Source organism: Streptococcus sp. A11 (assembly GCF_043674225.1).
Taxonomy (GTDB): domain Bacteria; phylum Bacillota; class Bacilli; order Lactobacillales; family Streptococcaceae; genus Streptococcus; species Streptococcus suis_V.
Genome location: NZ_JBIMJS010000010.1, coordinates 15,613 through 32,036 on the forward strand (window position 1 = coordinate 15,613; position 16,424 = coordinate 32,036).

Genomic DNA, 16,424 nt, shown 5'->3' on the forward strand with positions numbered 1-16,424 from the left:
TTCTTAGTTTTATTGTAACACAAAACGCACCAAATTTGGTGCGTTTTTAATCGATTTTTTTTCACAAAATAGCTCTCGTGCTCTTTTTAAACCTACTTAGGCCTAAAACTCCTCCATCTCCACAAAGGAGGCAAGAATAATCTCTTCCACATGGTCCACTGAAAGAGTCACAAAAACATTTCCATCCAAGCGACCATGCAACACAGCCTGCTCGCTCATTTCTCTCACCAAATCTTGGACTGGGATACCTACTTCAGGCAAGGTCATCGGAATTTCCATCTCATTTTTGAAGAAATGGTAGGTTTTCTCAATAGCCTGTCTAGCCAATTCTTCATCTGAACCGTCTGTCAGTCCCCAAACATTGCGGGCATAAGTTGCAAATTTCGCATGTGTCGTCGGATCAGTATCAACACAGAATTTCATCCAGCGCGGTGTCAAGACAGCCAAACCAATACCATGCGTAATATCATAATAGGCCGACAATTCATGCTCGATAGCATGGCAAGTCCAACCGCCCGCACGTCCACTAGCAACCAAGCCATTCAAAGCCAGGGTCGAGGTCCAAAGCAAGTTGGCACGCGCCTCATAATTTTCTGGTTCTGCAAGAGCCACCGGACCATGTTTGATGGCCGTCTTCAACAAGCCCTCTGCAATGCTATCCTGAACATCCACTCCAACTGTGCGATTAAAATATTGCTCAAAAAGATGGCTCATCATATCCGCCGTACCAGCTGCCGTCTGCCATTTTGAAACCGTGTAAGTCAAGGTCGGATCTAAGAAAGAGGCCCGCGGAATGAGCTCCCAGCCACCTGTACCCAATTTTTCATTGGTCTCCATATTGGAAATCACAGCCCCACGGTTCATTTCTGTACCAGTTGCCGCCAGCGTCAGAATATCTACAATCGGAACTGCCTGGCCAATCAGGCGAGGATTTTTGACCAAATCCCAGGCATCACCATCGTAATAAGCTGCCGCAGCCATAACCTTACTGGCATCAACGACTGAACCGCCACCGACAGCCAAAAGCATGTCTAGGCTATTTTCGCGAATCAACCTTCCACCTTCACGGACTGAATCAATCCGCGGATTGGGCTCGACACCTGCCAGCTCCACCCACTCAAAATCATTGTCTTTCAGCAAGGCCGTAACCTTATCATAGAGACCAGAGCGCTTGATGGAGCCACCACCGTAGACCAAAAGTACCTTCTTGCCGAATTGTTCCAAGACCTCTGGCAATTCAGCTAAGCGGTCACGTCCGAAACGGATGTCTGTCGGAATCTGTAAACGAAAATTATTCATCATGTCTCCTTTCAACGACGAGAAATGTATAAATTAGTGAAAACGCTACACTCTTAGTATATCATTCTTGGCTCCAAAAATCAGCTGCTGTAGATAGGAAAGCAAAAAGAGGCCAAGACCTCTTTCCTATCCCTTATCTAAGCATCCGCTGGTGGGTAGATATAGCTAACCGTACCTGCCCCGGTAGTCGTCGGGTTAAACCATCCACGGTAGTTTCCAATGACAAACATGTTATAATGGAAAAAATGATTGGAGGAAAGTCTATGAAACATATAATCTTGATTCACGGAACCTGGTGCGATGGGGCTGTCTGGGGAGAATTTGCCACAAAATTAGAAAAAATGGGAATCATTGTTCACACGCCTAGCCTGCGCTACCACGACTTACCCTTTGAGCAAGTGATGGAAAAGGTTGGTGCCGTCAGCCTGACTGACTACGCTGATGATTTGGTTGCCCTAGTCGAAAGTCTGGAAGAGCCTCCTCTACTACTAGGGCATTCTCTGGGCTGTCTCTTGGCACAAATGGTCGCCGAGCGCACAGAAATCGCCGGCATGATTCTCATGGGACCTGCCCCTACCGCCGACATCTTTGCCCTCTATCCAACCATGATTCGTTGTTTCATCCGCCACTTCCTGCGCTGGGGCTTCTGGAAAAAGCCCATGCCACCATACAAGGATGAGTTTTTCACCTATTGCCTCAACGTCCAGGACCCTAGCCTCAAGGAGGATATCTTCAAGACCCTGGTTCCTGAATCCGGCAAGGTTTACACTCAGATGGCCTTTCCTTTCTTTGACAAAAGCAGAGCAGGCTATGTGGATTTCAGCAAGATTTCGGGTCCAGTCCTGGTCATCACGGGCAGCGAAGACAAGATGACCGTATCCGCCATCGCCAGAAAAACAGCTCAGAACTACGCCGAATCAGTGCTCGTGTCCCTAACAGGAGCCGACCACATGTACGAATCCGGCAAATTCCAAGACAAAACCCTCTCTGTTATCCGCGCCTGGTTGACCGAGAAGAATTTCATCTGATTCCCCACACCAATTGCGCTTAGGTTTCTCAAAAATATAGTAGATTATTTGACGGTTTTAAAGTATAATAAGCTAGTACGTAAAATCAGAAAGTTCCGCAAGCATGAAGCAATCTATCAAATCAAACATCCGAAAACGAAAAATACAAAGACCCCTATGGAAAAAATTAGCCATTGGACTCCTGGTCCCCCTATTGGCCCTGGGACTTTGGTACTCTGTCAGTCTGGCCAATTACTATCTCCAAGCACATCTGACAGAAAGATTTCCCCAGCATGTGCAAGAAATTTACTTCATTCTCTTCGCCCTGCTCTATAGTGGCCTTGTTCTGGTCCTGTCTTTCTCGCTCTGGCTCTGGTGGAAAGTCATTTTTGACGAAAAATTCACCTGGTGGAAACCAGCTTCCTTACTGGTCGTCTGGCTACCCGTCTTTCCAGTCTTCTACCTTGTTAAACAAGAGGCCAGACAGATTATCCCAAAGTCTCCACAGGTCATTTCCCACCGGGCCCTCAACGGTCCTAGCGCAGTTGAAAATAGTCTCGAGGCCTTCCAAATTTCCAGCAAAAGCAAGTTTGACTACATTGAAATTGACATCTGGGAAACAGCAGATTTGGAATATGTGGTCTTTCACGACCCTAATCTATCCGGCTGGACAGGGCTCCACTATCGGCCACACGACCTGCCCTTAAGCACTCTAACCAACATTAGCTTGACCGATCAAGAGGGGCACACAGCCCATATCGCCAGCTTTGATCAGATTCTGACAGAGGCCGAAAAGTCTGGTCAAAAGCTCCTGATTGATTTCAAAACTTCTGAGCTAGACAGTCCACAGATTGTAGAAAACTTTCTAGGAAAATACCAACAGCGGTTAGAGCAAGGCCAGCATCAACTACAAACAGCTGACCAAGAATTTATGAAGAGAGTCCTCAGCCACTCACCTAAATTTGAAACAGTCTTGATTATGAATTCCATCCTTGAGGAGCAATTTCCAGGTCTGACTGGATTCAGCGTCCCTTTGAGCGACCTGTCTCCCGAATTACATGATTACATCAAAGCCTCCAAGAAATTTCTCTATGTATGGACAGTCAATGATGAAGCTGGCGTGACCCAGGCAGATGATTTAGCGGTTGATGGCATCATTTCAGACTTTCCTGGCAAGACCCAAGACCAACTAAACCACACCTTGGTGTATTCTAAGTACAAGGATTATTATCACAAGCAATTGGAGAACCTTCTCATCTTTCCAAGCTTAAAATAAAGACAGCATAGTAGCAATCAGGTGGACACCATCTGGTTGTTTTTTTTGAACAGGTTACACAAAAAGAGAAGACCAAACGGTCTTCCCTTAAAGCTTATTATTCAGTTACAGCTTCAAGCTCTGCTTCTGCTGCAAGTTCTTCAGCAACGGTGTCTTCAATGATTTCAACTTCATTGACTGCTTGTGGTTCAAGATTACGGTAGCGGGCCATACCAGTACCTGCTGGGATAATCTTACCGATAATAACGTTCTCTTTCAGACCGAGAAGGTTATCTCGTTTACCACGAATAGCAGCATCTGTAAGGACACGAGTTGTTTCTTGGAAGGATGCGGCAGACAAGAATGAGTTGGTTTCAAGGGAAGCCTTAGTGATACCCATTAGGACTGGACGAGCTGTTGCAGGAATGCCACCAGCAATAACCACGTCAGCATTGGCATCTGTAAAGTCAGTGATATCCATGAGGGTACCCATGAGAAGATCTGTGTCGCCTGGATCCATGACACGAACTTTACGAAGCATTTGACGAACCATTACCTCGATGTGCTTGTCGCCGATTTCTACACCCTGGCTACGGTAAACTTTTTGAACTTCAGAAAGAAGGTAAGTTTCAACCGCCAAGACATCACGGACTTCAAGCAAGCGTTTTGGTTGGATAGAACCTTCGGTAAGAGCTGCTCCACGTGCAACTTGGTCACCAACTTCAACCTTCATACGGGCTGTAAATGGAACCACATATTCGCCTTCGCCAGTTTTACCTTTAACAAAGACTTTCTTGGTACGAGTTGCTGCATCTTCTTGGATGTCAACAACCTCACCCTTAACCTCAGTGATGACCGCTTCCCCTTTCGGATTGCGGGCTTCAAAGATTTCTTGGACACGAGGAAGACCCTGCGTGATATCGCTGTTTGAGGCTACACCACCCGTGTGGAAGGTACGCATTGTAAGCTGTGTACCAGGCTCACCGATCGATTGGGCAGCGATTGTACCAACTGCTTCACCCACTTCAACCGCATCACCTGTTGCCAAGTTGATACCATAACAATGACGGCAGACACCGTGACGGGTGTTACATGTAAATACGCTACGGATAGTGACTTGTTCCACACCTGCATTGACAATTTCACGAGCAATGTCTTCGGTAATCAATTGGTTTGGACCAATGATAACGGCACCAGTTTCAGGGTGTTTAACAGTTTTCTTGCTGTAACGACCTTGTAAACGCTCTTCAAGTGGCTCGATCATTTCCTTGCCATCTGTGATTGAACGGATGTCAAGACCACGGTCTGTTCCACAGTCATCTTCACGAATGATGACATCTTGGGCAACGTCAACCAAACGACGAGTCAAGTAACCTGAATCGGCTGTCTTCAAGGCCGTATCCGTCATACCCTTACGGGCACCGTGAGTTGAGAAGAACATCTCGAGTACAGAGAGACCTTCACGGAAGTTAGACAAGATTGGCAATTCCATGATACGTCCGTTCGGAGCTGACATCAGACCACGCATACCGGCCAACTGGGAGAAGTTAGAGATGTTACCACGGGCACCAGAGTCCATCATCATAACGATTGGGTTCTTAGGATCTTGTTTTTCAACTAGGCGTTTCTCCAATTTTTCCTTAGCGGAACGCCACTCATCTGTAACAGCTGCGTAACGCTCATCATCGGTAATCATACCACGACGGAATTGTTTCTTGATTTGTTCGACACGCTCGTGAGATTCTTCAATGATTTCAGCCTTGTTGTCGATAACTGGGATATCGGCAATCCCCACTGTCAAACCAGCAAGTGTTGAGTGATAGTAACCCAAGTCTTTCAAACGGTCAAGGAGGGCTGATGTTTCAGTTGTACGGAAACGCTTGAAGATTTCAGCGATGATGTTACCAAGATTTTTCTTCTTGAATGGTGGGTTGATTGGCAATGCTGCAATGGCAGCCTTGATATCTGATCCTGGTTCCAAGAAGTATTTATCTGGAGTTCCTTCTGTCAAGTTTGCATTGTTTGGCTCTTGTAAGTATGGAAGACCTTCTGGCATAATCGCGTTAAACAAGATTTTTCCGACAGTTGTCATCATAATCTTGTGCTTTTGGTTGTCTTTCCATGGCTTGTCCAAGCTATCTGTTGCAATACCAACACGGGTATGCAAGTGAACATAGCCATTGCGGTAAGCCATAACCGCTTCATCCGCATCCTTGAAGACCATACCCTCGCCTTCGCGACCAGCATCTTCCATGGTCAAGTAGTAGTTACCCAAGACCATATCCTGAGACGGTGTTACGACTGGTTTACCATCTTTAGGGTTAAGGATGTGCTCAGCAGCCAGCATAAGGATACGCGCTTCTGCCTGCGCTTCTTCTGACAATGGAACGTGAATGGCCATCTGGTCACCGTCAAAGTCGGCGTTGTAGGCTTCACAGACAAGCGGGTGCAAGCGAAGAGCCTTACCGTCAATCAGAACTGGCTCAAAAGCCTGGATCCCCAAACGGTGAAGGGTAGGTGCGCGGTTCAAAAGAACTGGGTGTTCTTTGATCACTTCTTCCAAGATATCCCAAATACGGTCATCACCACGCTCAATCAAACGTTTTGCAGCTTTTACGTTACCAGCAATATCACGGGCAACGATTTCGCGCATGACAAACGGTTTGAAGAGCTCGATTGCCATTTCACGTGGCACACCACATTGGTACATTTTCAGCGTTGGACCAACAGCGATAACGGAACGTCCTGAGAAGTCAACACGCTTACCAAGCAAGTTTTGACGGAAACGTCCTTGCTTACCTTTAAGCATGTGGCTGAGTGATTTAAGTGGACGGCTACCTGGTCCAGTGATTGGACGACCACGGCGACCGTTGTCAATCAAAGCATCCACAGCTTCTTGGAGCATACGTTTTTCGTTTTGTACGATGATCCCTGGAGCATTGAGTTCCAAGAGGCGTGCCAAACGGTTGTTACGGTTGATAACACGTCGGTAGAGTTCGTTCAAGTCCGATGCGGCAAAACGGCCACCGTCCAACTGCACCATCGGACGTAAATCTGGTGGAATAACTGGAAGGATATTGAGAATCATCCACTCAGGCTTGTTACCAGATTTGTAGAAGGCATCGAGTACATCCAAGCGACGAACTGCTTTAATGCGTTTTTGACCAGAAGCTGTTTTCAATTCTTCTTTCAAGGCTGCAATTTCTTTTGGAAGATCGACTTGTTTCAAGAGGTCCTGGATTGCTTCTGCACCCATTTTGGCAACGAATGAACCATAGCCATATTCACGCAAGCGCTCACGGTACTCGCGCTCAGTCATGATGGACTTGTGCTCAAGCGGTGTATCTTTCGGATCGATGACCACATAAGCCGCGAAGTAGATAACTTCCTCAAGCGCACGTGGGCTCATATCCAAGGTCAAGCCCATACGACTTGGAATACCTTTGAAATACCAAATGTGTGAAATTGGTGCCTTCAACTCAATGTGTCCCATACGTTCACGACGTACTTTTGCACGAGTTACTTCAACACCACAGCGGTCACAAGTAATCCCTTTATAACGGATACGCTTGTATTTACCACATGAACACTCCCAGTCTTTTGTTGGACCGAAGATGACTTCGTCAAAGAGTCCATCACGTTCTGGTTTAAGTGTACGATAGTTGATTGTTTCAGGTTTTTTAACCTCACCGTAAGACCATGAACGAACCTTACTTGGTGAAGCTAACGTGATTTGCATACTTTTAAATCGATTTACGTCAACCACTAATAATCCCTTTCTTTTCTTGTGAGAGGCTGGATTCCCAGACCTCAAATTCTTGAACAATAATCAGCAGAATGGATAGCTAGTAAGCTATTTTTCTATAAATCAGATGGTGGAAGACCGTTGGTCCTTATCTCTTTCAGTTCTGAGATTTGGACCAACTTGTTCCATCCATTCTAATTATTCTTTGCCTTCTGCTTCTTCTGCTGCAAAGGCTGCAGCTGCGTCAGCTGCTGCTTTTGCACGTGCTTTTTCAAGATCATCTACGTGGATGATATCATCATCTTCACCTTCATCAAGGTCACGCAATTCTACTTCGTTATCATCTTCATCAAGGACACGCATATCCAAACCAAGTGATTGCAATTCTTTGACAAGAACGCGGAATGATTCTGGAACGCCTGGTTTTGGAATTGGTTTACCTTTGGTGATGGCTTCATAGGCTTTCAGACGGCCTGTCACATCATCTGACTTGTAGGTCAAGATTTCTTGTAGGACGTTTGAAGCACCGTAGGCTTCAAGGGCCCAAACCTCCATCTCACCGAAACGCTGACCACCAAACTGAGCCTTACCTCCGAGTGGCTGTTGGGTAACGAGTGAGTATGGTCCGACTGAGCGGGCATGAAGTTTATCATCAACCATGTGGTGAAGCTTGATCATGTACATGACACCGACAGACACACGGTTATCAAATGGCTCACCGGTACGTCCATCGTAAAGAATGGTCTTGGCATCTGAATCCATACCCGCTTCTTTAACGGTTGACCAAAGATCTTCTGAACTTGCACCATCGAAAACTGGTGTTGCAATATGGATACCCAAGTTACGAGCCGCCATACCCAAGTGGAGTTCCATAACCTGACCGATGTTCATACGAGATGGCACCCCGAGTGGGTTCAACATGATATCAACTGGCGTTCCATCTGGAAGATATGGCATATCTTCAACCGGTACAATACGTGAAACGACACCCTTGTTACCGTGACGACCGGCCATCTTATCTCCGACCTTGATCTTACGTTTTTGAGCGATGTAGACACGAACCAGCATGTTAACACCTGATTGCAATTCATCACCGTTGGCACGGGTAAAGATTTTCACATCACGAACGACACCATCGGCACCGTGAGGTACACGAAGAGAAGTATCACGTACTTCACGTGACTTGTCACCGAAGATTGCATGCAAGAGGCGCTCTTCAGCAGAAAGATCTTTTTCACCTTTTGGTGTGACTTTACCAACAAGAATGTCGCCTTCTTTAACTTCAGCACCGATACGGATAATCCCCATTTCATCCAAGTTGCGAAGAGCATCTTCACCAACGTTTGGAATTTCGCGAGTAATTTCTTCAGGGCCTAACTTAGTATCACGTGTTTCTGATTCGTATTCTTCCAAGTGAACAGATGTATAGACATCTTCTTTCACCAGACGCTCAGACATGATAACCGCATCCTCGAAGTTATAACCTTCCCACGTCATGTAGGCAACGATTGGGTTTTGACCGAGGGCCATTTCCCCACGTTCCATAGAAGGACCATCTGCGATGAAATCGCCTTTTTCAACGATATCACCTACTTTTACAAGGGTACGTTGGTTGTAGGCTGTACCAGAGTTTGAACGACGGAATTTCTGAATGCTGTAAACATCCAAGGAGCCATCTTCGCGACGAACTTCAACCTTATCCGCATCTGCGTAAACAACCTTACCATCATGTTGGGCAATAACTGCAGCTCCTGAGTCATGGGCAGCCTGGTATTCCATACCAGTACCAACGTAAGGTGCTTTTGGATCAATCAATGGAACAGCCTGACGTTGCATGTTGGCACCCATGAGGGCGCGGTTGGAGTCATCGTTTTCCAAGAAAGGAATACATGCTGTCGCAACAGCAACTACCTGTTTAGGAGAAACGTCCATGAAGTCCGCTGAATCTGCTGGGAACTCTTGGTTGTTACCTTGGTGACGTCCCATTACGATTTTATCAACGAAACGGTTGTTTTCATCAAGTGGTGAAGTTGATTGTGCTACGATGTAGGCATCTTCTTCATCCGCTGTCAACCAAACGATTTCGTTAGTAACTGTACCAGTTGCACGGTCAATCTTGCGGTATGGTGTTTGGATGAAACCATACTTGTTAAGGTGTCCGTAAGAAGACAAGTTGTTAATCAAACCGATGTTTGGTCCCTCAGGCGTTTCAATCGGACACATACGACCATAGTGAGTGTAGTGAACGTCTCGAACCTCATAACCAGCACGGTCACGAGTCAAACCACCAGGTCCCAAGGCTGATAAACGGCGTTTGTGAGACAACTCAGAAAGTGGGTTGTGTTGGTCCATGAACTGTGACAACTGAGATGAACCAAAGAATTCTTTGATGGCAGCTGTAACAGGACGGATATTGATGATTTGTTGTGGCGTCAATACTTCATTGTCTTGAACAGACATACGCTCACGCAAGTTACGTTCCATACGAGTCAAACCGATACGTACTTGGTTAGCAAGCAATTCACCAACGGCACGAATACGACGGTTCCCCAAGTGGTCAATATCGTCAACGCGACCAAGACCTTCTGCAAGGTTAAGGAAATAGCTCATCTCTGCCAAGATATCCGCTGGAGTGACAATACGCACATTTTCAGCTGGATTGGCATTACCAATCACCGTCACAACACGTTCTGGATCCTTAGGTGCCACAATCTTGAATTTCTGCAAGAGAACTGGCTCAAGAAGAACAGCATTGTCATTTGGAATATACTCTACCAAGTTGAGCTCATCGAATTGTGCTTCTACTTTTTCAAGCACATCGCGACTCAATACAGTACCAGCTTCCAAGACGATTTCGCCTGTCTCACCGTTAATCACATGCTCAGCAAGTGTTTGGTTGAGCAAACGAGTACGGAGGTTGAGTTTTTTATTAATCTTGTAACGACCAACAGGTGCTAGGTCGTAACGACGTGGGTCAAAGAAACGAGCTGTCAAAAGGCTACGAGAGCTTTCAGCTGTCTTTGGTTCTCCTGGACGAAGACGCTCATAGATTTCCTTGAGGGCTTCATCTGTACGTGAATCCGCTGGATTTTTATGAATATCTTTCTCAATAGTGTTGCGTACCAATTCGCTATCACCAAAAATATCGAAGATTTCATCATCACCTGAAAAACCAAGAGCACGCACAAGCGTTGTGAACGGAATCTTACGCGTACGGTCGATACGAGTATAAGCAATATCCTTAGAATCAGTTTCCAATTCTAACCAAGCTCCACGGTTAGGGATAACCGTTGAACCATAACCTACTTTACCGTTCTTATCTACTTTGTCATTAAAGTAAACACCCGGTGAACGCACCAACTGAGAAACGATAATCCGCTCTGCACCGTTGATGATGAAGGTACCCATTTCAGTCATGATTGGGAATTCGCCAAAGAAAACTTCCTGGGTCTTGATTTCACCCGTTTCCTTGTTGACCAAGCGGAAGGTCACATAGATAGGCGCAGAATAGTTGGCATCGTGCGAACGTGCCTCTTCCAAAGTGTATTTTGGAGTCTTCAATTCGTAGCCAACAAATTCCAATTCCATGGTATCTGTGAAGTTTGATACTGGAAGTACATCTTCAAAGACTTCCTTCAAACCAGAATCCAAGAAATCTTTGAAAGAATCTGTCTGGATTTCGATCAAATTTGGTAAATCAAGAACTTCCTTGATTCTTGAAAAACTACGACGGGTACGGTGCTTACCGTACTGAACTTCATGTCCTGCCAAAAGTTTTCTCCTTTGTAATAAGATACGAGACCGTCAAGCTACTCGCTATCTGGTCGAGTTTTATCTATCGCCAGCCCTAGCGAGCTAGCTTTTGTCCTTTTTCTGAATATTTAGAATCTTTAAGAATGGATAACAATCTTAAAAAATTCTGTCCATAGACACAAAAAGAGCAGCTAAATCTTCCTTTGAAAAGTGTGATTTAACTGCTGCAAGTCTTGTTTGGACAAGATTTCAAACAAGACAGACGACAAATTATTTATAAAATTATAACACAAGACCGCTTAAAAATCAAGGGTTATCTTCTTCACCAGAGTCCGAGCTTGGTTCGGAATCTCCGTCATTATTATTTGCTGAGGATGATGAGCTCGAACTGCTAGAAGAACCTGTCCTGCTGTTACTGCTTGAGGAGGTCGTCCTACGCTGCTGGTTGCCAAACAAACTATTCCAAGCTGTCTGATAATCAGCCTCTGTTCCACCTACCATAAATCGATAGTTGGTCACCGGCGCCCCATTCTTGGCCCAATAACTAGTCGTAGTAGCACCTGATACGTTAATCGTACGGCCATTGACCTGCACACTACCTGGCCGTTGCCCAGTAGAGGTGACTACATTAGATGCAATCACACTATCATCCAGTGTAAATCGTCCAGAGAATAATTCCGGTGCCACTTGATAGATGGCATTGGACAAATAAGCAACATAGTGAGAATTGTTATTCAAACCTGCATAAACACTCATGCTCCTATTATCATCATAGCCTGCCCAGGAGCCCAAGGTAACCTGAGGGGTCGAAAGCATGAGCCAAGCATCTGCAGCGTCATTACTCGTACCAGTCTTACCAGCTATATCTGTATTGGCCAATACTTGAGGGTTGATAGCCCTGATACGGTTTGCATAGGTTGTGGTCAAGCCAGAGGAAATAACCCCCTTGAGCAGGTTCATCATGATACTCGAAGTTGCCTTAGAGTAAACCTGAACAGGTGCCGCCTGGTGCTGGTAAACAACTGTCCCATCAGCCTTCTTGATATTCTCCACCATATAATGCTTGTTGTAGACGCCACCGTTTGCCAAGGTTTGATAGGCGTTGGTATTGGTAGCTACAGAAACATCAATCCCCCCTCCGAGAGGCAGACTTTCAATGTCATACATCGGAATGTGGTAGTCCATCTTCTCCATATAGGACTTGACATCCACACCAGACTGTTGCAGCATCTTATAGGTCCAAAAGACAGGTATATTGACCGAGCGATTGAGAGCAGTCTGCAAATCAATCATACCTGAACCTCGGTTATTGACGTGCATGATTTGCTCGCCACTGGAGAAACGAGCTGGGTAATCTGAGAAGATACTAGCCGATCCGATTAGGCCCTGGTCCATAGCAATACCGTAGGCCAAAATAGGCTTAATGGTTGATGCAGGAGAACGAACAGTATCGAAAGCATGATTGTTCTTGTTCTGTGAAAAATCACGGCCACCAACAAAGCCAAGCACTGCACCTGTCTTGTTATCTAGCAAGACCGAACCGGTCTCTACAACTCCGTTTCCTTCATCCAGCAAGTAGCCATTGTCACGCGCCACAGCATTCATGGCATTGTGAATAGCAGGATTGACCGTAGAAGTGATGGTATAGCCACCTTGGCTAATTTCTTGGGCAGCAAGCTCTCTGTATTCCTGAACGGTTTCATCATTTTTCAGCTTGGCATCTGAAACCTTATCCCGCTCCACCAGATAATCATACATGACGTCAATGGCTTCATCCAGAACAGCATAGTATAGAAAATCCTTGGTATCCTCTGTTACCGGACTAGGAGGAAGGAAGTCCTGGCGAATATCATAATCCTTATAGGTCTCGTACTCTTCCTTGGTCAGAAATTCTGCCCGGTACATATTATAGAGTACATCTTGGTGTCGAGCCAGGCCGTAAGACATATACTCATCCGACTTGAGACTACCGTCTGCCGCATAGGGCGAGTAGACAATGGGACTCTGTGGCAAACCTGCGATAAAGGCTGCCTGAGGAACTGTTAATTCCTTGGTTGATTTTCCGAAAATTCCCCGCGCCGCTTCTTCTACACCGGCAATATTTTTGCCCTGATTATTTCGACCAAAAGGCGAGACATTGAGATAAGTAGTCAAAATATCTTCCTTGGACATGTCCCGCTCCAGAGCCAAGGCTGTGATAATTTCATTGGCCTTACGTGTAAAAGTCGGAGCGTCGCCTACAATCTGCTGCTTAATCAACTGCTGAGTAATGGTCGAACCACCGCTGGAAGAACCAAAACCAACCGAACCCAGAGCCGCACGCAATACCGCCTTAGGCACAACACCATTGTGGCTTTCAAAGGTGACATCCTCCGTTGCAATCACAGCCTGCTTGATATAGTCAGAAATATCTGCATTTTCAATAGGGCTCCGCAACAAGTCTGAATTGATATCTGCTACAGGAGAACCATCCGAAAAGACAATATGAGAATTTCTACTAATATTGGTGATATTGGACAGCAGCTCTTCCTTACTAGGCGCCTCTACTTGGTCAAATAGGCTAAAGACATAGCCAACTCCAACCCCGGCACCCAGACTGCCCAAGACTAGGAAAATGACCGCCAAATAATCCACCAGTAATTTGATGCTTCTTAACAAGATGCCCAATCCATTGGTCAGACTAAAAGAAGCCAGCATCGTTTTGAATTTAGAATGTTTCGTCGTCATAGTAACTCCTTATTCCTTTTATTATACCAAACTTTGCCCACTTTCTACAATTTCATGGTATAATAGGGGGAAATTTTAAAAGGAGAAAGCCTCATATGAATATTTTTGAAGAACTAAAAGCTCGTGGCTTGGTCTTTCAAACGACAGACGAAGAAGCCTTGGTAAAAGCATTAACAGAAGGACAGGTTTCTTATTACACAGGCTACGATCCAACAGCAGATAGTTTACACTTGGGGCACTTGGTTGCGATTTTAACCAGCCGTCGCTTGCAGTTGGCAGGTCACAAGCCTTACGCCCTCGTTGGCGGTGCGACTGGTCTGATTGGCGACCCTTCCTTCAAGGATGCGGAGCGCAGCTTGCAGACAAAGGACACCGTGGACGGTTGGGTGACAAAAATCCAAGGTCAACTCTCTCGCTTCTTGGATTTTGAAAATGGTGACAACAAGGCCGAAATGGTCAACAACTACGACTGGTTCTCAGACATCAGCTTTATCGACTTCCTCCGTGATGTTGGTAAATACTACACGGTCAATTACATGATGAGCAAGGACTCTGTGAAAAAACGGATTGAAACAGGTATTTCCTACACCGAGTTTGCCTACCAAATCATGCAGGGCTATGACTTCTACGAGCTCAATGACAAGCACAATGTGACCCTACAAATCGGTGGTTCTGACCAGTGGGGTAACATGACAGCAGGTACCGAGTTGCTTCGCCGTAAGGCCGACAAGTCTGGTCACGTTATGACTGTACCACTTATCACTGACTCGACAGGTAAGAAGTTTGGTAAGTCAGAAGGCAACGCCGTTTGGTTGGATGCCGACAAGACTTCTCCGTATGAAATGTACCAATTCTGGCTCAATGTCATGGACGATGATGCCGTTCGTTTCTTGAAAATCTTTACCTTCTTGTCATTAGGTGAGATCGCTGAAATCGAGAAACAATTTGACGCTGCCCGTCACGAACGCCTAGCTCAGAAGATTTTGGCTAAGGAAGTCGTTACTTTGGTCCACGGTAAAGAAGCCTATAACCAAGCCCTTAACATTACCGAGCAATTGTTCGCTGGCAACATCAAAAACCTATCCGCAAATGAACTCAAGCAGGGCCTCAGCAACGTTCCAAACTACGCAGTCCAGACTGAAGACAACCTTAACATCGTTGAACTCTTGGTTACCTCTGGTATTGTCAACTCAAAACGCCAAGCTCGTGAAGACGTAGCAAATGGTGCGATTTATGTCAATGGTGAGCGTGTGCAAGACTTGGACTACACTCTTTCTGACAGCGACAAAATCGACGGCGAGTTGACCGTTATCCGTCGTGGTAAGAAAAAGTATTCTGTGTTGACGTATTAACATCTCCCAAGGAAATCCTATGTGATTTCCTTTTCTGCTAACCTAGGAGAAAAGACATGACCTGCATTTTTTGCCACCAGCTCAAAGAAGAAGATATTCTCTACCAGACGGAATATTTCAAGGTGGTCTGGGACATTGACCCTGTCCAAACGGGGCATCTACTGATTATCAGCAAAGACCACTATGACACGCTCAGCCAAGTCCCACCTGTTGTTCGCTATGAGCTATCGGACTTGGAAGTCTTTTTGACTGATAAACTCTGTCAAGCATTGATAATTGACGGTGTGACCATAGCTTGCAACGATCGCTTGTTTGATGTCGGCACCCATTTCCATGTCCACCTGATTCCACGCTTTCAAGAAGATGGCTTCTGGGATCAAATTAGGCTTAGGCAAGCCCAGATGGACCTGAACAAACTCCTCAAAGCATTATAAAAAGCAGCCCGACGAGGATATTATTCAGATAAAATATGTTGAGTTTATTGACAAAAAACTTAGTGATATTCTATAATAATGTATATATGGTATTAGACTGAGGAGAAAAAAATGGCGAAGAAAAAAAGTCCACTGGATAAATTCAATTTGAATAAGCTTGTTGATATTATCCCTGATACAACAAAAATAATCGGGGATACTGTACAAGCTGCCGCTCCTATTGTTGATAAAGCTTTGGACCGTCAACACGAAAAAAATTTAAGTCAAGTACAGGTTCCTAATGTTATTGACCTAGATGCCGAGGAAGCTAAACGCCATCTCGAAGAACTTGGGTTTCGGGTAACTCTTACTTTGGTAAAGCCAAATAAAAAATACCGTCAAGAGACAACCAGAGATAATGAAGTGGTTGATATGGTTCCAAAATCAGGAAAATTAGACAAAGGAAGTCTAATCAAGCTCTACTATATCAATCAAGAAATCATAGATGCAAGTAATCAAGAAGTTACAATTCCAAATCTCATCGGACTAACCATTCCTGAAGCGAGAGAACACTTGCAAGAACTAGGCTTCAAACCAGCAATGGAAATCCTCACGGCAGATGCAAAGTATGCTAAACAAAAAGTAAATGTTGTGATTGATATGGAACCTAAAGCAAACCTCTTTACAACAACTGCTGTGAAAGGTAGCCTCATCAAGTTAAAATATCTAGATGAAGAAACATTGGAACATAGCTTACAATTAGCTAGCCAAGCTGAAAAAAATCAATTAGATGTGGGACAATTATTCAAACAGCTGCCAAATATGTTTGGAAACAAGGATGTAGAATAAAGAATAAGGAGAGATCTTTTCAGA

General features: G+C 45.2%; 9 protein-coding genes. 5 read left to right on the forward strand and 4 right to left on the reverse strand.

Annotation, left to right across the window (positions count from 1 at the left end):
- Positions 1-102 precede the first annotated feature (102 nt).
- The gene (locus ACHBIF_RS06850) at positions 103-1,299 is read right to left on the reverse strand and encodes an iron-containing alcohol dehydrogenase (RefSeq protein ID WP_105111095.1); all 1,197 of its coding nucleotides are present in this window, start codon (positions 1,297-1,299) and stop codon (positions 103-105) included.
- A gap of 263 nt (positions 1,300-1,562) precedes the next feature.
- Here ACHBIF_RS06850 and ACHBIF_RS06855 point away from each other — a divergent pair, with 263 nt between their 5' ends.
- The gene (locus tag ACHBIF_RS06855; RefSeq protein ID WP_394719479.1) at positions 1,563-2,327 is read left to right on the forward strand and encodes an alpha/beta fold hydrolase; all 765 of its coding nucleotides are present in this window, start codon (positions 1,563-1,565) and stop codon (positions 2,325-2,327) included.
- Positions 2,328-2,430: 103 nt separating this feature from the next.
- Entirely contained in the window at positions 2,431-3,582 is a 1,152-nt protein-coding gene (locus ACHBIF_RS06860) for a glycerophosphodiester phosphodiesterase family protein (RefSeq protein ID WP_105111097.1), read from the forward strand.
- 97 nt (positions 3,583-3,679) lie between these two features.
- Here the strand turns inward: ACHBIF_RS06860 and rpoC are convergent, their stop codons facing one another.
- From rpoC to pbp1b, 3 genes are all read right to left on the reverse strand, one after another.
- On the reverse strand, positions 3,680-7,327 hold the full coding sequence (gene rpoC, locus ACHBIF_RS06865) for a DNA-directed RNA polymerase subunit beta' (RefSeq protein WP_394719482.1): 3,648 nt from the start codon (positions 7,325-7,327) through the stop codon (positions 3,680-3,682).
- A gap of 177 nt (positions 7,328-7,504) precedes the next feature.
- Entirely contained in the window at positions 7,505-11,077 is a 3,573-nt protein-coding gene (gene rpoB, locus ACHBIF_RS06870; RefSeq protein ID WP_394719484.1) for a DNA-directed RNA polymerase subunit beta, read from the reverse strand.
- A 288-nt stretch (positions 11,078-11,365) separates the two neighbouring features.
- Positions 11,366-13,786: a penicillin-binding protein PBP1B gene (pbp1b, locus tag ACHBIF_RS06875; RefSeq protein WP_394719486.1), complete on the reverse strand. Its 2,421-nt coding sequence runs from the start codon at positions 13,784-13,786 to the stop codon at positions 11,366-11,368.
- Positions 13,787-13,881: 95 nt separating this feature from the next.
- Between pbp1b and tyrS the strand changes: the two genes are divergently transcribed.
- The 3 genes from tyrS (at position 13,882) to ACHBIF_RS06890 (ending at position 16,400) form a co-directional block, all read left to right on the forward strand.
- Positions 13,882-15,138: a tyrosine--tRNA ligase gene (tyrS, locus tag ACHBIF_RS06880; protein ID WP_394719488.1), complete on the forward strand. Its 1,257-nt coding sequence runs from the start codon at positions 13,882-13,884 to the stop codon at positions 15,136-15,138.
- 56 nt (positions 15,139-15,194) lie between these two features.
- Complete coding sequence (locus tag ACHBIF_RS06885; protein ID WP_172074533.1) at positions 15,195-15,572, forward strand: HIT domain-containing protein; 378 nt, start codon at positions 15,195-15,197, stop codon at positions 15,570-15,572.
- Positions 15,573-15,683: 111 nt separating this feature from the next.
- Positions 15,684-16,400, forward strand: coding sequence for a PASTA domain-containing protein (locus ACHBIF_RS06890; RefSeq protein WP_394719490.1), 717 nt, complete (start codon positions 15,684-15,686; stop codon positions 16,398-16,400).
- Positions 16,401-16,424 lie beyond the last annotated feature (24 nt).